Genomic DNA, 21,258 nt, shown 5'->3' with positions numbered 1-21,258 from the left:
ATCACCCCGCTTCCGTCAAATTGGATTCGACCTGCTGGCGCTCGTACTGTTCTTTGTACCAACCGCCCAGCGCCAGCAGCTCTTCATGGGTTCCCGCTTCGACAATCCGGCCCTCGTCGAGGACGAGAATTCGGTCCGCGTGCTCGATGGCGGACAGCCGATGCGTGGAGATGAGCGTCGTTTTGCCGGCACGCTCCCGCCGAATGTTCTCGATAATTCTCGCTTCGGTCCGCGCATCCACCGCTGACATCGCATCGTCGAGCAGCAGAATTTCGGGGTCTGCGATCAAGGCCCTCGCCAGCGAGACACGCTGCTTCTGTCCCCCGGACAAAGCTACGCCCTTCTCGCCGACAAGGGTGTCGAGCCCGTCTGCCAGCGTACCGATGTCCTGCGTGAAGGCGGCACGTTCGATCGCCTGCAGCACATCGTCCTCGCTTGCGTCGGACTTGCCGAACTTGATGTTCTCCCTTACGGTCTTGGAGAACAGAATCTGCTCCTGCGGCACATAGCCGATCCACGACTGCAGCTGCTCCAGCGGAATCTGCTGGATAGGCACGCCGTCGATGGTGATCGAGCCGCTGCCGGTCGGATACTGCCGCAGCAGCTGCTTCAGCAGCGTGGATTTCCCGCTGCCGGTCCGGCCGACCACGCCGAGGGTCTCGCCCTGACGCAGCGTGAAACTAATGTCCTCCAGATTGGGAGTACCCGAGGAGGGGTACTTGAACGCGGCTTCCCGGAAGCCGATGGTACCCGGCTTCGCATTCGCCGCCGGATGCGGGACGTCCTGCACATCGGGTCGGTACCCCAGCGTTTCGTTGACCCGGTCCAGAGAAGCGTTGCCCCGCTGCATGATGTTGATCAGCTCGCCGATCGCGAACATCGGCCAGATCAGCATCCCGAGATAGATGTTGAAGGACAGGAGCTGTCCAAGCGTAAGTTCGGTTTGAAACACGAGATACGCGCCGTAGCCCAGACCGATCAGATAACTCGCCCCGACAAGCAGCTTGATCGTCGGATCGAACAAGGCGTCGATTTTGGCAACCGCAATGTTCTTGTTGTACACATCCTCCGTCAGTTCGCGGAAGCGCTCCTGTTCGTTGGCTTCCTGAACATACGCCCGTAGAACCCGGACACCCGCCGTCGCTTCCAGCACCTGATCGTTCATCTGGCCGAACGCATCCTGGGCCGTCGTGTACCGTTCATGAATCGTTTTGCCGTAAAATTTCATGGCAAGCGCGATGAACGGAAGCGGCAGTAGGGCCGCAAACGTAAGCTTCCAGGAGATCGTGATACCCATCGTAAAAAGAATCACGAGCATAAACGCACTGGAATCCACCAGCGTCAAAATACCGAAGCCCGCCGTAGCGGAAACGGACCGAAGATCATTAGTGGCGCGGGCCATCAGATCGCCCGTGCGGTACTTTTCGAAAAAGGTCGGAGTCATCTTCAGCAGATGCCTCATAAATCTGGAACGCAGCACGCGTTCCACCAGAAAAGCGCCTCCGAACAACTGATACATCCAAACATAGGTCATCAAATAAATAATGGCCGTAATCCCCAGCGTCCATGAGATCATGGCGATCAGCCCGCCCGCCGTAATCGAACCCATATGGATCTCGTCAACCGCGTAACCGAGAATCTTCGGAGGAATAATCTCCACGATACCGGCGACGATCAGAAGCGTAATCGCTACCGTGTAGCGGATCCAGTGCTTTTTAAAAAACCAGCCGAGCTTCTGTAAAATACTGAACAAACAGGTCACCTTCTTTCTTGTTTCCGTATTCGTGTCTCTCTAGAAAAATGAGGGCGGTCTCCATGCGGGACCATGAAAAAAGGACGCACCGTTCGACTAACAAACGGTACGTCCTCAAAAGCGCGGCAAAGCCTGCGCCCATTAAACCGGCTGCGGGCAGCCATGATTACGGAAATGCGGGCGTCTGAACGCCGCTATCCCGATGTGCGGTTTAACGGGTGTACCGAATATTCAGCTGTTCCCTTGTTCACTGCATACGGATGTATTCCATGGACAGGCAACATTCTAAACATCGATACCACCCTTTCTTCTCCGGTCATTTTTCTGCGCTTTCGCGTCAACTTGGTGTGATTGTATCACCCGTTGGAAAGGAATGTCAACCCGAACAAGCCGGAGAAAATAGTTATAACCAAAATGGAGCAGTGCCGCCTCAACGACCTTTTTGCTCCGCTTATTCTTTTTGCAGATAGCGCTTATCTTTGAGAAATAGCCTCCAAAACAAATAAAACACGGGAACCAGAATCGCCGAACTCACGATATATCCGATGAAAAGCGAACGGAACATCGTCGGGTTCGTAATCCCTTCGTCGAACGTCAAGTGAGGATAAACCATGTAAGGCATGTGCGCGGAAAAATACGCATAACTCGCCAGCCCGTACTGGATGATGACCGTAATAATCGAAGCCCGCGGGTAGCCGCGGCGGCCGTCCGGCCTTCTTTTTAGCAGCAAAATATAAGCGGCGATGAAGGCTGCTACGGAAAGGCCGAACCAGAAGGCATACCGCTTAAACCCCTCCACGATCCACGGCGCATGCTCGGAAAAGGTGCTGACGGTGAGCATGGCCATCAGCAGGTTGATGGGCCCCCAGATAATCGCAAGCCTGCGGTAATCGCGGTACGTCTCCTCGTCCCCCGCCTCGCGGGAGTAGTCCGCCAGGAAGAGCGCGGACATGAACAACTCGGTCGACAGCCCGAAGCCGAGATGCGCGTACTCCGTCAAACTGGTGAACAGTTCGCCGAGGTGAAGGACCGGCACTCCGTTTTCAACGGTGACGAAGCCTCCCAGCGTGATCGGCAGCACGCTGACCAGAAGTCCCGGGATAAGGAGACCCGTAATCCCGGAAACGACCCGCAGCAGGCGGCCGTGCTTCGACACGGAGTAAGCGTAAACCATGAACGTGCTGCGAACGAGCAGCAGCAGGAGAACGAGCGAGACCGGCACGAGCAGGGCCGCGCCGAGCATATGGGTCGCCTTCGGGAAGAAACCCGCAAGAGCCACGACGAACAGGACGAGAAACACGTTCGTCACTTCCCAGGTCGGCGACAAATACCGGTTCGCGAGGGCTCCCGCCTTCGTATGGTGCTGACCGCTGAAGTACATCGACCAGAAACCGGCGCCGAAGTCGATGGAGCCGAGGATCGAGTACGTGAACAGGAATACCCAGAGTACGCTGACTGCCAAAGTTACGTCGCTCATGTACTCGCCCCCTCGGCTGCCTGGGCCTGGTCTCCGTTAGCGGCGGCAAGTCCGAGCGCTTCCGAGACAGGATGCCGCTTGAAGTAGACGTGCATGACGATCGACGTCACGACAAGCAGAAACACGTAGACCGACACGAACATGACGAACAGGGTCCCGATGCCCTGAGACTGCAGGGCGGCTTCGCTGGTCCGCTGCACGTGGTAAACCGTCCAGGGCTGCCGGCCCGTGCAGCTGAAGATCCAGCCGATCTCGATGCCCAGCATGGAGAGAGGCCCCGAAGCGACAAGGACGGCCAGTAGCCAGCTCGGGTAAGGCTTTTTGAACCAGATGCGGATGAGCAGGCCCAGAAAAGCCATGGCGAGCAGGAACATACCGATGAACACCATCAGGTTAAAGAGGGTGTGAATGTACAGCGGCGGCCAGTTCTCCCGCGGGAATCCGTTCAGGCCCCGGACGACGGTGTCGAAACGGTTGCCTGCAAGCAAGCTGAGAAAGCCCGGCAGCTCGATCGCTCCCTTGATGGACTGCGTCGCTTCGTCGACTTTGCCGAAAATGGCAAGCGGGGCGTGGGACTGCGTCTCGAACAACCCTTCGGCGGCGGCAAGCTTTTCGGGGATGTGATGATGCAGCATCTGGGCCGTCGCATGTCCGTTGACGGCCGTGAAAGCCGTCATGATGCCGCCGAAGATGAGCGCGAGAAACAGACCCTTGCGGTGGTAATCCGCTTCGCGTGGGGCTTTGCGTGCCTTGAGCAGCTTGTAAGCCGCCACGGACGCGACGGCGAAGGCGCCTGTCATATAGGCCGTGGACAGGACGTGCAGCGACGTCGACCAGAGGCTCGGGTTGAACACGGCCTCCCACGGGCGGATGTCGACGAAGTCTCCGTTGGCGTTGATGGAAAACCCTCTCGGCGTGTTCATAAACGCGTGTGCGTCCGTGATCATCACGGCCGAAGCGCTCGCCCCGATCGCGACGAAGATCACGCTGATGATCCGTACGACCGGAGGCAGCCGGTCGGCCGCGTACAAGTAGATCGACATAAAGAGGGCCTCGAAAAAAAAGGCCCACATTTCGATCTGAAACGGCAGCGCGATCACCTGCCCGACGATCCGCATGAAGCCCGGCCAGAGCAAAGAGAGCATCACGCCGACGATCGTTCCCGACGGAATCGCGACGCCCAGCAGAATGCCGGAAGCTTTCGTCCACCTTCTGGCTAGCACCACGTAGTCGCGGTCTTTTTTGACATGATACATGATTTCCGCAAACACGATCATCATCGGAAGCCCGACCCCGAGCGTCGCAAAAATAATATGAAACGCCATTGACGTGCCGAACAAGGCCCGCGCCATCACGACGGTATCCATAGATCCACACTCCTTTGTAGCCACCCGGCCCAATTCTTTCCTGTAATATGGGTCAAAAAGGAAGAAAGTATGCGTTTGCGGCACCTCGGAGTACGTCAGTTCCTGACTTAGCCTTTTGGATGGAGCAGTTATAACGGGAAAGAACTGTCCGAAAGCAGATGAAATCTACCTTTAGACAGCTCTTTTAATAGGGACACTATTTATTTTTGTTCATTCGGAAATGTGTAGAAATCTCCTGTTCTGCCGCTTTATCGACCATTGTTTTTAAAAGTCGGGCATCTTCTTTATGGTCGGTTTTCCATTGCTGTACATTAAAGGCTTATTGCTTCCGGATGAATCGACTTAAGAAGAGTCATCAAGTTGTCTGACAGCTCGCTGTAGCGCATCTCATCGAAAGGATAAACATACAGTTGTGAAGCCCGTATGGCGCTCAGGTTTTGCCACTCTTCACGCTCTTTAGGAGGAACATATTCAGGGGAACGGAAGTAATTTTGGTATAGAATCAGATCCGGATCAGCCTTGCGCAGCTGCTCTAGTTCAACGGGGATGCTATCCGGGTTTTGGTTTTCTATCCACGGTAAAATATTTTCTCCTCCGGCCAAGGAAAGCATATCGTCTTCCAACGTATTTTTTCCTACGCCTACACTGGTCACTTGATTATTCTTGAAAAAAGAGCGGTTGTACCCCCGTTCCCAGTAGACCTTTTTCAACGGCAGTCCCTGCCGGGCTTCCTTCACTTGCGCGATAGCTTTCCCCAGCTTGTCCGATGCTTGTTCCGCAGGCTCTCGCCTGTTCAGAATGATCCCCACTGTGAGCATATCCGAAGCAATCTGGTCGATCTCGGAATGCCCTGTTACCCAGATAGGAAATCCCAACGTCCGAAAGCTTTGTATGTTCATGCACATCTCTGAACCTGGATAAACTAGAACGGATGGGGCTGGATAGAGGAAAAAATCCGGTTTCGATTTTGCGATAATCCGTTCCCTTGCTCCCCACAAACTGCTTGCCGAATCTTCCGTTACTTCGACGATTTTGTCGCTTGCCCCAATGACTTTCATAAAGTCGTTAAGTTCAGCATTGTCTACGGCAACCCGTTGTGGTTCACTTGGGATGGTGATCTCTGCCCCGCAAGCATCCTTCAAAACCAGAGGATAAACTGTTTGCTTATCGGCAGCAGGCTTCGAAGCTATTGGATTGGGAGCGGTACTAAGCTGCGGATTAATGGATTGCTCAGGGGAACATCCGGTAGCCATCATTATACTTGACAGCGCAACCAAATTAGTCAGGAAACACCAGCACTTCTTGTTTGTTGTTTGAATAAGCACGGCCTCCTTCCTAATTCATAATAATTGCCCAGTAAAGACCTCCAAACTATCTCGATATAAAAATATAACTTTTTTCCATATACGTAAGTCTGAATAACTAAAATTACATAAAACCAAATGTATTAAGTTTTCTTCATCTTGACAATTTATCACCCAGTAAGCCGGGTATTTTTTCTTTGCCTAAAGCTACTATGTAGTTGTCTAAATTAACAACTATTTTTGTATCCTTTGCCTTATAGTAAGTCTTATTGATTTCTAAATAACCGGTGCTGGTGTATTTTAGATCATTTTCTAACCCCAATGAAAAGTTTTGCCCAACAGAATCAGGAATTTCTATGCGTTCATAATTAATGGATTGGATCTCACCTAGAACTTTTTCAATTGTTACTTTATCCGAAATGGTTAATTGGTTACCGTCCCCAAATATAACGTTAATCTCCTTAGGCATCTTGATCGACTCCGAAATATTTGCGTTTAACGGTTTTCCGTCACATCCCAATACTGCTATTAATAAAAATAACAACATTGATGATACCATTAAGGTTTTAATTGAAATCCCTCCTTGATATCTAGACAACATTTAAACCCAGCTCATTCTACCGGCCTCTCTTGGTACAAGAATTGTACCAGTAAGAGGATGTCATCGTGCAGCGTACTAGGGGAACCGAAGGAAGGCGGCAGCGATAAAATTCGATTTTCTCTGACGGCTTTTATATCTCTCCAACGATCCCTTGCAGTAACTGGTATGTAGTTCCTATTATTAAGTGCTTCATAACCGTATATCAGAATATAATGAGGATCGGCAGATTGAATAAAATCATCATTGATTCGGACCTGACCAGGTATAAATGGCTCCTCATTCACTGCGATATTGCTCCCGCCTGCTTCTGTCAGTAAACTCTGCTCTAGACTTTGAGGAACGATTGTTGAATACTTCGGAGCCCCATCGTCTCCTTCATTAACTTGGATCTCCCAAAATACCGTTTTAGGTCCGCTGGCGTTTAAAGTGTCCCGCGTTTTTTGTAAGGCTTGGGTGAGCCGGTTCGAGGCATTGTCCGCCATTTGACTTTGGTTCAGCATCTTGCCGATTTGTTTCATTTCTTGAATAACTTTAGGGATTGCGGTTTGATCGGCAGCGTATACTGGAACTCCATTACGTGCCAATTTACCCGTGATAGTGCATGATATTTCTGCATCGATTTCTCTTCTCCAATCGATTAAAACCAAATCCGTCTTTTCAGCCTTTATTTCGTTTAACATGGCTTCGATTGAAGGTCCGATTCCCCCCATAAAAGGTTTACTCTTATGACCTGCCCCGATGGTCTCCATAAAGTCGTTTTCCCAAGAATCAAGTACAGTCACCGTTTGGGGTTCGTGCGGAATAACAACATCGCGTCCACAGCTATCCGTAAGCTTTAATGGATAAAAGGTCTTGGACGTTGTTGTGCCCGGCAATGGGGATGAAAATGAACAACCGGAAACCAGCATCAGAGCCGAAACGATTACAAGCATGCTTAACCATCGTTCATATTTAATGGCCATTCTCCTTCCTGCATACCTTTTAAGAGCACAAGAAAAGAATACCGCAGCAGAAAAACAATACAATAATTTTCCTTTTATGTAAATGTATTTTCGTGCATAGAAAAAGCCCCATTCCCCTCAGTCTGGACTGAAGGGAAAGGAGCTGCCTGAACCTGGCGGGGCAAGAAAGCTTCAGGAACGCGTGCCGTTGTGCAGGTCTTCGATCTCCTGCCGCAGGCCGTTTTCTACTTCCTCGAATGCGGGCTGGTTAAAGCTCAGCGAAGCATTCTCCACAGCGCGCTCGGCACGCTGGATAGCCCGTTCCGCTTGCTCTTCAAGCTGGGCTGTCGGATGGGACAGCGCTTGGGAGACGGCGTTGTGGACCTTTTCCAGCGAATTTTGCGCCTGAGAAATCGGGTTTTGCGACTGCAGACTGGAATCGCGCTCGGTCATGATGGAAGCCTCCTTCATCTCGATAGGAATTTCAGACTTCTATAGGATGAGGCAACCCGGCCGTGTTTATGCTAACAGGCTGTTTGCGGACTAAGAAATGATTCCAACCGAGTACAAGAAAATAAGAACGATCAGCGGCGGAATCACGATGCGGAGCAGGAATACCCATACCCGCAGCAGTGTACCTTTGAGTCCGGCTTCTTCCATGGCGCGTTTGGAGGCGTACGCGATAAAGAGCGTAACGACCAGGCCGCCGATAGGAAGCAGAATGTTGGAGGTGACAAAGTCCAAGGAATCGAACACCGTTTTGCCGCCGATTTTAAAATCGCTCAGAACACCGCCGACCGACAAGGCCGAAGGCACCCCGACGATAAAACAAACCGCGGTCGTCCAGGACGTCGCCTTAAGCCGCGACCATTTCCAACGGTCCATCGCAAACGCGACCGGCACTTCCAGCAGCGACAGAATCGACGTGAAAGCGGCGATGGCCAGCAGGATGAAGAACAGGCCCCCGAAGGCCGCGCCCAGAGGCATCGAAGAGAACGCCGCAGGCAGCACGACGAAGACAAGTCCGGGCCCTTGAGCCGGCTCCAGGCCAAACGAGAACGTAGTCGGGAATACGATGAGGCCCGCGATAAGGGCATACAGCAGATTGCCGCCCGTAACCGCAACGGTCGCTTTGCCCAGAGACTGCTCTTTCTGCACATAGGAGCCGTACGTAATCATGACGCCCATCCCGATCGACATCGAGAAGAAAGCCTGTCCCAGGGCAACGAGCGTGGACTCGCCCGTCAGCTTGCTGAAATCCGGCTTCAGGAAAAATTCGATGCCTGCTCCGGCTCCCGGAAGCGTCAAGGCACGCGCCATCAGAATGAGCAGCACGACCGCAAGCGCGGGAATAAGCACCTTGTTGAATTTTTCGATACCGCCGGATACCCCTCTCGCAATTACCCAGCCGGAAATTCCCAGAATAAGAAACTGCCAGGCTATCGGGCTGTACCCGGAGGTAAAGGTTTGAAACTGAGCGGCGTAATCCGTTCCTTTGTACAAAGCCCCGGTAAAGGAGCTAAGCGCATAATGCAGCGTCCAGCCCGCAATAACGGAATAAAAAGACGTGATCATAAAGGAACCGAACACTCCGAGAAAACCGAAGAAGCTCCATCGCTTGGAACCTGACAAATTAAGAAAAGAGGTGGAGGCGTTCCCCCGTCCCGCGCGTCCTATCGCCATCTCGGCCAGTAAAACCGGCATGCCGACGATAACGAGACAGATAATGAACAGCAGCACAAAAGCCGCTCCTCCGTATATCCCCGTTATATAAGGAAATTTCCAAAGGTTGCCGAGACCGATCGCACTCCCGATCGCCGACATGATGAAACCGAGGGAAGAGAAGCGTTCCCCGCTATTTTCACCGGCTGCCGGGCCTGAAGCCCCCCCGCTTAAATTTTGTTTGCTCATGCTTTCACCTGCTTGTATAGTCTAGGTTCTTAACGGTCTGTATTTAAACAGAGGTTTATTCTATCGGAAAGGAGAGTGTGTGTCCAGTTATTATTGACCTATGTTCAATAAATCACTATAAGTTCTCTAGGACTACAGCGGCGCAACAAAAAACGGCCGCCCTCAAGGGGCCGCCGCGTTACGATCGATTCAATTAAACCGGCAAAGGCGTCGGTTCGGATACCGGGGAATCCGGAGACGAGGCCGATTTGGCGTTAACGAAGTTCACCATCTCCTCGCAGCCCGGCAGTCTCCGTCCTTTACCGAAAGGCACGCACGTAGGCGTTCCGAAAATAGGATCGCGGACGAGGCGGCAGTTCAGCCCGAACACGTGGCGCACCAGTTCCTCCGTTACGATTTCCTCCGGCTTGCCCGCGGCGTAGACCTTCTTGTCGCAAATAGCGACGATGTGGTGCGCATAACGGCAGGCCAGGTTGAGGTCGTGTAGAACCATGACGATCGTCGTATTCTCCTTCTCGTTGAGCTCCCACAGGAGATCGAGAATTTCGATCTGATGCGTCATGTCGAGATAGGTCGTCGGCTCATCGAGCAGGATCGTGTTGGTTCCCTGCGCGAGAGTCATGGCGATCCAGGCCCGCTGTCTCTGTCCGCCCGACAAAGAATCCACCTGACGTTCGGCCAGCGGAGCCATCCCCGTCGCTTCCAGCGCCTTGGTTACCGCTTCCTCGTCTTCCCGGGTCCACTGCTTCAGCCAGTTCTGATGCGGATAGCGTCCCTGCTTCACGAGTTCAAAGACGGTCATCCCTTCAGGAGCGGTAGGACCCTGCGGCAGAATCGCCATCTGACGGGCCACTTCCTTGGTGGACTGCTTCGCGATTTCCTGCCCGTTCAGCAGCACGGCACCGTTCTTGGGCTTCATCAGCCGGGCCATGGAGCGCAGCAGCGTCGATTTACCGCAGCCGTTGCAGCCGATCAACACGGTAATCTGACCTTTCGGAATCTCCAGATCGAGATCCTCGATAATATCCGTTTGATTGTAAGAAAGCGTCAGCGACTTGGTTTCGATCCCATACATACGCTCAATCTCCTTTGCCAAGAAAAAGTGGTGTTCATCCAGATGACGAGAGGCGGCTAATCGTTCCGGGCGGCGGGCGGCGCTGCATATCCTCCCGTGTGATAGGACTGTCCGCCACCATGGCAGATGACGGCAACCTTCTCTGGGCGCAGCACCTTACTATATATACCGGATCGCTCATTTACGTGTTCCGGGATTTGTACAACAGATAAATAAAATACGGGGCACCGACGCAGGCCGTAAAAATTCCGGCCGGATAATCGTGCGGCGGAAACGCCGTGCGGCCGATATAATCGGACACCAGCACGACCAGGGCGCCGAACAGCCCCGACGCCGGCAGCAAAGCGCCGTACGCGCTTCCGACAAGCCGCCGCGCCATATGCGGCGCGATCAGCCCGACGAAGGTGATGCCTCCGCCGAAGGCTACGGCCGAACCGGCTAAGGCGGTGCTGAGCAGAATCAGCACGACGCGCTGGCGGTTCACCCGGCTGCCCACGCTGGTGGCGACCGAATCGCCCAGCGCCTGCACGTTGAGGCTGCGAGCCATGTACGCGAGAATCGGAATCAGCACCGCCAGCCATAAGGCCAGCGCTCCGACATGGCTCCAATTCGAGCCGTACACGCTCCCCACCTTCCAGGTGACGGCCTGGGTAGTCAGTACCGGCGGGGCGAGCAGGATCAGCATCGTGTTCACCGCGGACAAAGAAGCCGCGATTCCGATGCCGATCAGCACGAGCCTGACCGGCGGCAGCCCGTTCTTCCAGGCCAGAGCCATGATGATCAGCGCCGTCAGCGAGGCGCCGACGAAGGCCGCAAGCGGCAGCCACTGGGCCTGGGAAAGGAACGTGCTGCTCGTGCCGGTCGTCATCACGATGAAGGCGACGACGAACACGCCTGCACCGTCGGTGATGCCGATGATGTCCGGGGACGCCAGCGGATTGCGGCTGACGCCCTGCAGGATCGCTCCGGCCATAGCCAGCGCCGCTCCTACCATGACCGCCACGAGGACCCGCGGCAGCCGGAACGTGTGAATGACGAGCGCATCCTGCGGCGTGCCCATTCCCAGCAGCGTGCGGAGCACCTGCAGCGGGCTGATTTTGATCTCTCCCGTGCCCGTCGAGACGAGCATGAGGAGACAGAGCAGAACCGCGAGAATCGCGGTGACGAGCAAGGCCCGTTTATCCAGTACGAATGAAATGGACGGCCATTTTAGACGAATATGTTTGTAGCGGCTCATGAGGAAGTCTTAAACCCCCTCCGCGCGATATAGACGAAAAACGGCGTTCCGATAAAGGCCGTCATCACACCGACGGGAACTTCCTGCGGCATGATGATAAAACGCGAAAGCGTGTCGGCGGCCACCAGCAGCAGCGCACCGCAGATTCCCGCGTACGGGATGACCCAGCGGTGATCGAAGCCGACGAGCGACCGGACGAGATGCGGCACGATAATGCCGACGAATCCGATCGGGCCCGCCACGGCGACGGAGCCTCCCGCCAGGAAGACAACGACGACGGCCGCGAGCAGCTTGATGTAGACCGTGCGCTGTCCCAGCCCGACGGCCACGTCCTCACCCATCATCAGGACGTTGATCTGGCTGGACAGCAGCAGGGCGACGAGCCAGGCTGCGCCCAGATAAGGCAGCACCGGGAGCAGAATGTCCAGCTTGCGTCCCTCGACCGATCCGGCCAGCCAGTACAGGACGTCCTGGATGCGCGTCTCGTTGGAGAGCAGCACGCCCTGCGTGAGCGAGTTGGCCAAGGCGGCAACCGCCGCGCCGGCAAGCGTCAGCTTCATGGGCGTGAGCCCTTCCCGGCCGACGGAGCCGAGCATGTACACGACCGCCGAAGCGATGGCCGCGCCCAGAAAGGCGATCCACGCCAGCGTGGACAGCGAGCTGACCGACAGCAGGGACATCGCGATCACGATGAGCAGGCCCGCTCCCGCATTAATGCCGAGAAGCCCCGGCGAAGCGAGCGGATTCTTCGTAAGCGCCTGCATGAGCACGCCCGCAATAGCGAGGCTCGAACCGACGGCGGCCGCGATCAGCGCCCTCGGCATCCGCGCTTCGCGGATGATCAGATGCTCGTTGGAGCCGTTGAAAGCACGGTAGGCATCCCAGGCGGTATGCCAGCTGGTGCCCGTATATCCGTAAACGATGCTGCATCCCATAGCGAGTATAAGCAGAGCGGCACCGGTCAGAAGTCCTATGGTTTTGAAAGTGTTCGTTCTTAGAGGCAAATCGGCAAACCCCTTTTGCGAGTACCGGGCATACCGGACAAACCCTATACGCCCTATCCCTAGTCTTCCTTTAGTGTAAGATACACCCGGCCCATTGTCAATGAAGTTGATAATCATTATCACAGACAAACGTGACAAAATACGGGACGTTTATACTTATTCTTATCTAAGAAAAAATACCCATCCTCCCGGGTTCGGGAGAATGGGTATGGCCTTGACGGAACCGCTATCGGATTTCCGATCCGAGCGCGCGGGCGGCCAGCGCCAGAGCGCCGCAGATTCCGGCGTTGTCGCCGAGCTGCGGGTATACGACGTAGTCGGCGATCCCCGCCATAACTTCCTCTTTCTGAACGTAGCCGTTCAGAAGCTCTTGAAGGCGGACGTGGATCAGCGGAAACAGCTGCTGCTGTTTCATCACGCCTCCGCCCATGATGATCTTCTCCGGCGACAGGATCAGAATGTAGCTCATGAGTGCCTGGGCCAGGTAATCGGCTTCGAGTTCCCAGGCTTTGTGGTCCGTGCCCAGCTCGGTTCCCTTCACTCCCCAGCGCGCCTCGATGGCGGGGCCTGCCGCCAGTCCTTCCAGGCAGTCTTTATGGTAAGGACATTTTCCCACATACGTGTCCTCGGCATTGCGCCGTACGAAAATGTGACCCATTTCCGGATGCGTGAGCCCGTGAACGAGCTTGCCGCCTACGACCGCTCCGGCACCGATGCCGGTTCCCACCGTGATATAAAGGCAGCTCTCCAGCCCTTTGGCCGCGCCCCAGGTCGCTTCCCCGAGCGCCGCCCCGTTCACGTCCGTATCGAACTCCATCGGTACGTCGAAATGCTTTTTCAATTCACCCAAAATGTTATAGTTGCCCCAATGAGGCTTGGGGGTCGTTGTAATATAGCCGTAAGTCGGGCTCTTCTTATTCGGATCTACCGGTCCGAACGAACCCACGCCGAGCGCTTCGATCCCTTTGCCCTCGAAGAAGGCGCGGACGCTGCCCATCGTTTCCTCCGGCGTGGTTGTCGGGAAGCTTGCCCGCTCCAACACCGTTCCGTCTTCATTGCCTATCGCACAGACAAATTTAGTTCCGCCTGCTTCAATTGCTCCTAATGTACGCATCTGCTGTGTCCTCTCCTCTTCCGGTTACGAAAACAGACGGGCAGGAGAACGCGTCTCCCGGCCGTCTGTCCTGTTAAGCCCATTGTAAGAGATGCTGAATGGACATGCAATCGTTCCAGTCACACAAATCCGACTATTTTCCGAAAACCATCGACCGGACGGCCTTGTTCAACCGCTCGGCATTCGCTTCGGTATGCACCGCGTCGTTCAGCCTTGTCGTAATCACGTAGACTTTCCCGTTTCTGGAAAGCACATACTCCGTTTCCTCGTAGCCGACTTTTTTCACCGAGTAATGAACGGTAAATTTGCGGGCTGTCGTACCCAGCAGGCTGACGTCCTCCGCTTTGACCTTGTAATCCGTATCGGCCTCGGCGCTTTTCTCGTGACCGTCGTTCAATTCCGCGGCTTTCTCCTGCCAATCGGTTCCTTCCTCCGCGTCTACGGCAAAGTATCCGCCGGTGAAGGTATAGAAGGAAGCGCCGCCTTTTTCGAACTGGGAATCGTCGTAATCTTCCGCATAGTCGCGAGTCCACGTTTCCGGTATTTTCACCGTATATCCGTAGTCCTCATCGACATAGCGGATTGTCCGGTTTTTGTCCAGAATCTCTTGTTCGTCCTGAATGAAGCCTACGCCGGCGTCCATTTTTTTCACATCCAGCCGGATGGAGGAAATAACGGTTCCGAGCAGCTTGTCGGTCTCGTCGGCCTTCAGTTCTTTCGGATAATGGATCGAAAACTTGTATTTGTAGCCTTCTTTCACCAGGTAAACCCGGTGGATACTTTCCCATTTATCGCCCATCGTAGCTGAGAACGTAACTTCCCGGGACTCCATACCGTCCAGCGTTCCTTGCTTGACTTCCGAAGTTTCCCTGTAAGATGGCGCGAAGGTTTCTTCAAAATCCGTTTTGTCCCGTTTCACCCAAGCATCGAGCGTATCCCCTGTCGTTTGGGAAGTCACTTCGATGGAGATTCCCTGGCTCATGGTATCGTTCGAATATTGGACATCTGTCCGGTAAGGCGACTCATTCCATTTATCGGGCAGGGCAAAGGTAAGCCCGTATTCGTTCGATACCTCGTCCCCGCCGCCGCTTTTCGTCTTGGCAATGTCCTTGAGCTTGGCATCCTGCCGGTCGAAAACGGTCCGGAAGCTGTCCAGCAGATCGCCGTAGCTGTTCGGCCCGGCTTTCGTGCCGTTCTCTTTGTCCTGGCTGTAGGTCAAAGCCAGCGTGTACAGCTTGTCATGGTCCTGATAAAGCCGGATTTGGTAGATCATGCCTCCCAGCTTACCGGTTACTTTGGCGTACGGCTGCGCGCCGCTCTTTACGTACTGCTTTTCCAGAATGGTGCCCATCTTTAGCTCCCCAGCCGTCTTGAGCAGCAGGGCCGGAGAAAGCTCGTCGCCCTGATCTTCGACGGAGACGGACAGCGTAAAGTCGCCTTTGGCGTCGGCAAACCGCACCACCGTGCCGTCCGCGCTCTGGAACTGCTTGATCAGCCCGCTCGGATATTTCATCGACCAGCTTTGGCTGCTGTCTCCGATTTTCGTCTTGCCCCGGTCCGTATTCAGTCCCGTATTGTCGGTGTTGTCTGTCTGACGGGCATCCTCGGACTTCTCTTCTCCCAGCGCGACCTCGCGGGTTACCGTCTTTCCTCCCGTCTGCACGGTCAGCTTTACGCTCTGTCCGGGCAAATACTGCTTTAATACCTCGTTGTACTGGACGGTCGTGTCCACCGCCTTGCCGCCGATAGACACCAGGGTATCCCCCTCTTCGATGCCTGCCTTCTCGGCCGGCGATCCCGGTTCCACGTGCGAAACCGTCAGGCCGTCATCGGAAGGAAGGCCGACGGCCGCTTCCCAGCTTTCTTCCAGTTTCAGCCCCAGAAACGGGCGCTTCACTTTGCCGTAAGCTTCAAAATGCTTAAGCACGTAATCCACGGTATCCACGGGAATGGCAAACCCGAGATTGTCGACTCCGTACTCCGAGTATTTGAGCGTATTGATGCCGACGACTTCGCCCTTCATGTTCACGAGAGCGCCCCCGCTGTTGCCCGGGTTGATGGCGGCATCCGTCTGGATGAGCCGGTATTGATCGTTCACCGAGCGATCGATGCCGCTCACGATCCCCACGGTAACGGAGTTCCGCAGCGCGAAGGAAACCGGCGTACCGATGGCGACGACGGTCTCGCCCACGCGGAGGCTTCTCGGATCGGCGAACGATGCCGTCTGAAGGCCGGTCGCTTCAATTTTGACCAGAGCCAGGTCGCTCTGTTCGTCGAGATTGGTCACCTTGCCGGTGTGGGACTTCCCGTCCGATGTCACGATGACCAGGTTGCTCATGCTTTTCACCACATGCGCGTTGGTCACGATGACCCCGTTCGATTTAATGATCACTCCCGTACCGTGCGCCAGATCATAGCGGTCTTTATCTGTGCCTTTATCGGCTTTGCCGCCGGTCGGCTTGCCGATGATGGCGACCACGGACGGCGATGTGCGCGCGATAATCTGAGGCAGCTCGTCCGAATCGGCCGCGGCCCGCACAGGCGTGCCGAATCCGAAGCCGGAAGCGGCTGCCAGCACAATTGCCAGCACAAATCCGAACAGCCGGAAGGTATTGCGGTTTAGCATTGGTTGACCCCATTCCCCATGAAAATTTTGGTAACCTATATATTCCGCTTCAAATCTAGCACATTCCTCCCAAGGTCGGCAATGGAATTTTTTCATGTCAAAGCATCTCGCACCGGGCGCTTGCCGGGCACCAACCGCCCAGCCGGCACATACAATACGCCAGCGACTATCCGAACTCCGTTTATGGGAGGAACCTTTATGAATACTTATGTCGTGCAGCCCGGCGACACGCTTTATCTGATCGCAAACCGCCACAACACAACGGTGGAAGCTCTGCTCCGCGCCAACAACTTGTCCGCCCCTTATGTCTATGTGGGGCAGACGCTCTATATTCCCGCGTAAACCGACTGGAACACGAATTCAACAAGCCGAACCGGGAACTGGGCTGATTCACCCGGGAAGTCAACCGGCTCGATCAACAGCTCGACCGCCTGGAACAGCGGGTTACCAGGCAGGAACGGTAGTCCCGCTGTTGCTACAGAAAACAAAAAAGGACCTTGGAGCGTATTCCTCTCCAAAGTCCTTTTTGCTATTACGGGGTGTGATGACCCATAAATTGATAACTTCCTTTGGGATACACATTCCATTCTCCGTACCTGGAGAACTGCTGCGATCCGGTAGAAACGCCGGATTTTCTGACCAGCGTTCCGCCGTCAGGCAGGAACTGCGCCGTCGAAGAAGGATCTCCAAGCACATCGACGACCTGGCCGTCTTTTTTCAGCACCAGGGCAACCGTGTTCAATTCCAGCGGATTGTAGAACCTGATCCCGTCATCGTTAAAATAGGTAGCCATCGTTTTATCAAAGAATGTGTAAAAAGTAGAATCAATAAAAATATACGGATTAATGAGAGGTTTACCCGGTCCTTGATCGAAAAGCGCATTGCTGAACACGTTCATTTTTCCGGTTTTCTTCATATATTGATGAACTTCGAGAGAATAACCGGTAGGCTTCTTGCTCGGGTCCATATCTCCGCTGTAAAAGAGTTCGATTGCGACCTCCCCGTTCCCCGCGTCCAAATATTCCGAGAAGAAAATTTGCGGAGCGCCCTGGGCTTCGGCAACGACCCGGAATACGGCCGCTTTGCCTTGAGCACCGATTACCCATAAGTAAGACGTTTCGTTAGCCAGCGCAACCGCTTTTCCGTTCAATACGGTAGGACCGCTGATGATAGCATCCGGCGTGCCTTTGTACAAGCGAAACGAGGTTTCACCGGGAAACAACTCGGCCAAATCGTAAGTGAGCGGGTCTTTTATGCCCTGTTTGGTTCGCACCGTAACGATCTCGTTATTGATGAGCTGAGCCGTGCGCACGTTAATCCGGAACTCGGCGGTCCCGCCCTTACCGTCGTCTGCCGTAACCGTCACCTGTCCGTCCGCACTTCCCGTGCCCGGGTTCAGCGTTAAGATACTGCCCGATACGGCAGCCGAAACGACGGCCGGAGAAAAGCCCGACACTGTGTACGACAGAGCATCTCCGTCCGCATCCGCGAAGTACGAAGCAAGATCGAACGTCCGCACATTCGTAACGCCCGGTGTAAGGAGCTGATCGGGGATGTTTTTCACCACCGTCGGCGCGCTGTTCAGATGCTGAACGACACGGATGGCGAATTGCGTGCTCTGATCCCCTTCGACCGGATGATAGACGCTTAGGGTAACCGTAGCCGTTCCTTCGCTTACCGGCGTCATGGTCAGTTTTCTGTCCGACAATAGAACCGTCGCAACAGAAGTGTCGTACGTATCGGCCGTTACCGTGGCAGCCGCATCAAAGCCCGCCAGAAGGGCGGTCAGATCCAGCAGTTTAGGCGCTCCGAGCTCCACCGTCTGATCCGGAATCGTACCCAGCGTATTCGGCATACGCACGTTGACGGTAAAGGTCACGGCAGCCTCGCCGCCCCGTCCGTCTTTGGCGGTAACCCGGAAAGCGGAGGTGCCGACCTGGAGGGCGTGCAGTTTCAGCTTCTGTCCGGCTACCTCCCAGGACGCCGTACCCGGAACCGATGACTGGACTTCATAGGTCAGAGGGTCCTGATCTCCATCCGCAAAAAACTGCGAGAGATCCAGTTCGCCGTCTGCTCTGCCCGCAACGAGATAAACATCGTCCGGATTCCGGACAGCCTCCGGCGCACGGTTAACAGTTACGGTGAAGGAGGCGCTCACCTCTCCGCCTTTGCCGTCCTTGGCCGTCAGTTTAATCACCGCCTGCCCGCCTTGGAGCGCCGTCAGCAGCAGGGAGTCACCCTGCCGGACCGCCGCAACGACGGAAGGATCGGATACGGTATATTCGTAAACAAGCGTATCCTGATCCGGATCGGCAAATACTTGCGCCAGGTCCAGAGCGGTATCCGTCTGGCCTACGGCAAGCAGTCTATCCGCAGGCTGCAGGCTCACAACGGGAGACTGGTTGAAAGAACCGACGTGAACGGTCAGATCCGCACTGCCTACTCCGCCTTTGCCGTCCTTCGCCCGCAGCTTGATCACGGCCGTTCCAGGCTGGTTGGCCTGGATCGTCAACAGGCCGGACTGGACGCTCCCGGTCGCAACCGACGGATCACCGGACTCGGCTTCGTAAATGAGCGTGTCCCCATCCCCATCCGTGAACAGCTGCGAGAGATCGAGAGGCGAATTCACGGCTCCCGGAGCCAGATGTACATCAGCCGGATTTTGCGATGCCGCCGGAGGCGTATTTACCGTGAGCTTAAATGTGACCGACGTCTCACCGCGAGATCCGTCATGCGCCACGATATCGTTCTGGGCCGTCACCGTTACGGACGTGTGCCCGGAGCGCAGAGGAGTCAGACTCAGCTCATCCCCGTTTACTGACACATCCGCGACGGACGTGTCTGACGAGGAAACGGAATAAGTCAAATTCCGCAGCGCCTTGTCGCTGAAATAATCACTCAGCTTCACAACGCCGGCCGCTCCGTTCAACTGGACAAGCTGATCGGGAACGGTCTGGGCGACAGGCAGCGCATACACGGTCACCTTGATAGAAGCGCTGATTTTATTGCCGTGCTGGTCGTCAATGGACACTTTAATCGTCGCGGTTCCGCTGGCGGCCGGTGTCAAAGTTGCCTTATAGCCGCTCATTGACACGCCCGCGACCCTGTTGCTGCTGGAAATGGCGGACATTTTCAGCGTGTCTCCATCGGGATCTGTAAAGAATGCCGCCAGGTCGATCGAGGCAGGCGTTCCCCTTTCCATAAAGATATAATCGGGGAAAGGAACAGTCTGAACCGGCGCACCATTGGATGAACCCGAAGAGGAGGAGCCGCCGGCGCCTCCCACAGGGGCGGAGCTCGTCGTAACGGCCGAAGGAGATACCCCCTGCCCGAGGGAAACCGACGTCACTTGCGCCGACGGCCCGATCGCCACTTGGGAAGCCGCATTAGAGACCTGCAGCTGTTCAATCGTTCCCGTGCCTTCAATGCTGACCGACCCGGAACCCGTCACGTTCAGCTGCCGGATCGAAGCGCTTCCTGTAATCTGCGCGTGCTGCGAACTCTGTACCGTAACTTGCCCAAGCGATCCGTGCAGGTCCACCTTGGCGGAACCGTCCGAAAGGGTAAGCTCCGGCACCCGGGCTTCCACGCCGACTTCCACTTGGGCCGAAGACCGGATATCCATCTGCTGGACGACGGTTTTACCTGAGGCCACGATCCGCACATTTTCTTTAAGAACAGTCACGCCGTTCAGCTCGGAATTTTCAAAAACGACCGTATTGTCGTCGCCTCCGGCTACTCTCGTCTGCCCTTTAACTTTGATACCTTCTGCATAAAAGTCGTTTTCCAGCCCCTTCGCAACGGTCAAATCGCCGTTGATTTGCAGACCGGTCACGGACAAATAATCATTGGACACGATCAGATCCCCGGGCAGGACAGCCCCGTTCCCATCCAGTACCAGATTGCGGGAAAACTCCTCTTCCCCGTCCCCGGCCGGACTTCCGGATGCGCGCAGTTCAAGTGAACGGATCGCGTCGATCTTGCGGCCGTTCGCATGAAATTTCAGCTTGGCTTTGGAAAGAACCGGCTTGTTCTTCTCCGTAAAAAGGGCCGCCGTCTCTTCTGACAGCTCATATACGACGCCGTTCAGTTTGATGTGGCGGGAATCTCTGATTTCCTGGAGAATCATGTCATGTTCGACGGAGAAAAAGGTAGCCAGCAACATTTCAGCCGCTTCGCCGCGGGAGACGGTGCCTGCCGGGAGAAAAGAGCCCCCGGCCAGCTTCATGGAACCTTGTTCCAGGCTGGCCCGGACGTAAGATTGCGCCCACGGAGCGGTCCGATCCCAGTCTCCGGGCAGAACTGACTCGCTGCCGCTTTCGGGAGAAAGTTCGGCGGCGCGCATCAGCATGGCCGCCATTTCCTGGCGGGTTACGGGAGCTTGAGGGCGGTAGTTCCCCTCTCCGTCGCCTTGGACGATACCCGCCTTGCGGATCGCCTCGATATACGGACTCCCCCAGCCGCTTGCGGAAACATCCTTAAAGGATGAAGACGATGCGCCAAGCGGAAGCTCGAGTGCATGTGTAAGGAGAACCGCCATCTCCACCCTAGTCAGCGGATCTTTCGGACGGAAAGCGTCCGCGGCTCCATCGAAAAGCCCCAATTCGACCGCACGTTGAATACTTTCCAGCGGGTTTCCGGTTATGCCCGAAAGATCGGCAAAGCCGGCTTTCTGGGTTGCGGGAGCGGCGCTTACGGCCGAACCTCCCGCCGTTCCGGCGGAAGCTGCCAAAGCGCCTGCCATCAAAACGGATAAAACCTGTGGAATCTTACGTTTCTTTCTCATCTTTCATCTCCGCTTCGGCTGAATTTTTACTAGTCGAACGTTCCGGTTCGGATAAAAACCGC

At 55.2% G+C, this 21,258-nt stretch carries 16 protein-coding genes; 2 read left to right on the top strand and 14 right to left on the bottom strand.

Features of this window, described 5'->3' with window-relative positions:
- Nucleotide 1 precedes the first annotated feature (1 nt).
- Nucleotides 2-1,753, bottom strand: a complete 1,752-nt coding sequence (locus KVT34_RS21190; protein WP_217560831.1) for an ABC transporter ATP-binding protein — start codon at nucleotides 1,751-1,753, stop codon at nucleotides 2-4.
- A 62-nt stretch (nucleotides 1,754-1,815) separates the two neighbouring features.
- On the opposite strand from KVT34_RS21190, the gene KVT34_RS32455 reads away from it, so the two are divergent.
- A complete protein-coding gene (locus KVT34_RS32455; protein WP_302695515.1) occupies nucleotides 1,816-1,941 on the top strand; it encodes a hypothetical protein in 126 nt (41 codons plus the stop codon).
- Between the two features lie 263 nt (nucleotides 1,942-2,204).
- On the opposite strand, the gene KVT34_RS21185 is transcribed toward KVT34_RS32455, so the two are convergent.
- The 12 genes from KVT34_RS21185 to KVT34_RS21130 form a co-directional block, all read right to left on the bottom strand.
- Nucleotides 2,205-3,230: a cytochrome d ubiquinol oxidase subunit II gene (locus KVT34_RS21185; RefSeq protein ID WP_217560830.1), complete on the bottom strand. Its 1,026-nt coding sequence runs from the start codon at nucleotides 3,228-3,230 to the stop codon at nucleotides 2,205-2,207.
- The gene (locus KVT34_RS21180) at nucleotides 3,227-4,597 is read right to left on the bottom strand and encodes a cytochrome ubiquinol oxidase subunit I (protein ID WP_217560828.1); all 1,371 of its coding nucleotides are present in this window, start codon (nucleotides 4,595-4,597) and stop codon (nucleotides 3,227-3,229) included. The genes KVT34_RS21185 and KVT34_RS21180 overlap by 4 nt, the downstream gene beginning before the upstream one ends.
- A 311-nt stretch (nucleotides 4,598-4,908) precedes the next feature.
- Nucleotides 4,909-5,922 (bottom strand): ABC transporter substrate-binding protein, encoded by a 1,014-nt coding sequence (locus KVT34_RS32635; RefSeq protein WP_309244116.1) that lies wholly within the window; start codon nucleotides 5,920-5,922, stop codon nucleotides 4,909-4,911.
- A 133-nt stretch (nucleotides 5,923-6,055) separates the two neighbouring features.
- Nucleotides 6,056-6,370, bottom strand: coding sequence for a hypothetical protein (locus KVT34_RS21170; RefSeq protein ID WP_217560827.1), 315 nt, complete (start codon nucleotides 6,368-6,370; stop codon nucleotides 6,056-6,058).
- Between the two features lie 143 nt (nucleotides 6,371-6,513).
- Nucleotides 6,514-7,464: an ABC transporter substrate-binding protein gene (locus KVT34_RS21165; RefSeq protein WP_217560826.1), complete on the bottom strand. Its 951-nt coding sequence runs from the start codon at nucleotides 7,462-7,464 to the stop codon at nucleotides 6,514-6,516.
- Nucleotides 7,465-7,635: 171 nt separating this feature from the next.
- Nucleotides 7,636-7,896 carry a hypothetical protein gene (locus KVT34_RS21160; protein ID WP_217560825.1) on the bottom strand — a complete coding sequence of 87 codons (261 nt, stop codon included), beginning with the start codon at nucleotides 7,894-7,896 and terminating at the stop codon, nucleotides 7,636-7,638.
- A gap of 90 nt (nucleotides 7,897-7,986) precedes the next feature.
- Nucleotides 7,987-9,354: a sodium-dependent transporter gene (locus KVT34_RS21155; RefSeq protein ID WP_217560824.1), complete on the bottom strand. Its 1,368-nt coding sequence runs from the start codon at nucleotides 9,352-9,354 to the stop codon at nucleotides 7,987-7,989.
- A gap of 193 nt (nucleotides 9,355-9,547) precedes the next feature.
- On the bottom strand, nucleotides 9,548-10,429 hold the full coding sequence (locus KVT34_RS21150; RefSeq protein ID WP_217560823.1) for an ABC transporter ATP-binding protein: 882 nt from the start codon (nucleotides 10,427-10,429) through the stop codon (nucleotides 9,548-9,550).
- A 181-nt stretch (nucleotides 10,430-10,610) separates the two neighbouring features.
- Nucleotides 10,611-11,666, bottom strand: coding sequence for a FecCD family ABC transporter permease (locus KVT34_RS21145; RefSeq protein ID WP_217560822.1), 1,056 nt, complete (start codon nucleotides 11,664-11,666; stop codon nucleotides 10,611-10,613).
- Entirely contained in the window at nucleotides 11,663-12,670 is a 1,008-nt protein-coding gene (locus KVT34_RS21140) for a FecCD family ABC transporter permease (protein WP_217560820.1), read from the bottom strand. The genes KVT34_RS21145 and KVT34_RS21140 overlap by 4 nt, the downstream gene beginning before the upstream one ends.
- Before the next feature lie 226 nt (nucleotides 12,671-12,896).
- Nucleotides 12,897-13,784: an ROK family protein gene (locus tag KVT34_RS21135; RefSeq protein WP_042231257.1), complete on the bottom strand. Its 888-nt coding sequence runs from the start codon at nucleotides 13,782-13,784 to the stop codon at nucleotides 12,897-12,899.
- Nucleotides 13,785-13,917: 133 nt separating this feature from the next.
- Entirely contained in the window at nucleotides 13,918-16,410 is a 2,493-nt protein-coding gene (locus KVT34_RS21130; protein WP_217560819.1) for a S1C family serine protease, read from the bottom strand.
- A 198-nt stretch (nucleotides 16,411-16,608) separates the two neighbouring features.
- Between KVT34_RS21130 and KVT34_RS31945 the strand changes: the two genes are divergently transcribed.
- Complete coding sequence (locus tag KVT34_RS31945; RefSeq protein WP_254635037.1) at nucleotides 16,609-16,752, top strand: LysM peptidoglycan-binding domain-containing protein; 144 nt, start codon at nucleotides 16,609-16,611, stop codon at nucleotides 16,750-16,752.
- Nucleotides 16,753-16,942: 190 nt separating this feature from the next.
- Here the strand turns inward: KVT34_RS31945 and KVT34_RS21120 are convergent, their stop codons facing one another.
- Nucleotides 16,943-21,196, bottom strand: a complete 4,254-nt coding sequence (locus KVT34_RS21120; protein ID WP_217560818.1) for an S-layer homology domain-containing protein — start codon at nucleotides 21,194-21,196, stop codon at nucleotides 16,943-16,945.
- Between the last annotated feature and the right edge of the window lie 62 nt (nucleotides 21,197-21,258).

The organism is Paenibacillus sp. GbtcB18 (genome assembly GCF_019091125.1).
Lineage (GTDB): Bacteria > Bacillota > Bacilli > Paenibacillales > NBRC-103111 > Paenibacillus_F > Paenibacillus_F chitinolyticus.
The sequence above is the reverse complement of the archived record's forward strand: the minus strand, read 5'-3'. Positions and strand labels throughout refer to the sequence as shown.

Coding starts and splice junctions, on each gene's coding strand:
- KVT34_RS32455 (WP_302695515.1), top strand. CDS start 1,816: ATGCGGGACCATGAAAAAAGGACGCACCGTTCGACTAACAAACGGTAC.
- KVT34_RS21185 (WP_217560830.1), bottom strand. CDS start 3,230: ATGAGCGACGTAACTTTGGCAGTCAGCGTACTCTGGGTATTCCTGTTC.
- KVT34_RS21180 (WP_217560828.1), bottom strand. CDS start 4,597: ATGGATACCGTCGTGATGGCGCGGGCCTTGTTCGGCACGTCAATGGCG.
- KVT34_RS21170 (WP_217560827.1), bottom strand. CDS start 6,370: ATGCCTAAGGAGATTAACGTTATATTTGGGGACGGTAACCAATTAACC.
- KVT34_RS21165 (WP_217560826.1), bottom strand. CDS start 7,464: ATGGCCATTAAATATGAACGATGGTTAAGCATGCTTGTAATCGTTTCG.
- KVT34_RS21160 (WP_217560825.1), bottom strand. CDS start 7,896: ATGACCGAGCGCGATTCCAGTCTGCAGTCGCAAAACCCGATTTCTCAG.
- KVT34_RS21155 (WP_217560824.1), bottom strand. CDS start 9,354: ATGAGCAAACAAAATTTAAGCGGGGGGGCTTCAGGCCCGGCAGCCGGT.
- KVT34_RS21150 (WP_217560823.1), bottom strand. CDS start 10,429: ATGTATGGGATCGAAACCAAGTCGCTGACGCTTTCTTACAATCAAACG.
- KVT34_RS21145 (WP_217560822.1), bottom strand. CDS start 11,666: ATGAGCCGCTACAAACATATTCGTCTAAAATGGCCGTCCATTTCATTC.
- KVT34_RS21135 (WP_042231257.1), bottom strand. CDS start 13,784: ATGCGTACATTAGGAGCAATTGAAGCAGGCGGAACTAAATTTGTCTGT.
- KVT34_RS21130 (WP_217560819.1), bottom strand. CDS start 16,410: ATGCTAAACCGCAATACCTTCCGGCTGTTCGGATTTGTGCTGGCAATT.
- KVT34_RS31945 (WP_254635037.1), top strand. CDS start 16,609: ATGAATACTTATGTCGTGCAGCCCGGCGACACGCTTTATCTGATCGCA.
- KVT34_RS21120 (WP_217560818.1), bottom strand. CDS start 21,196: ATGAGAAAGAAACGTAAGATTCCACAGGTTTTATCCGTTTTGATGGCA.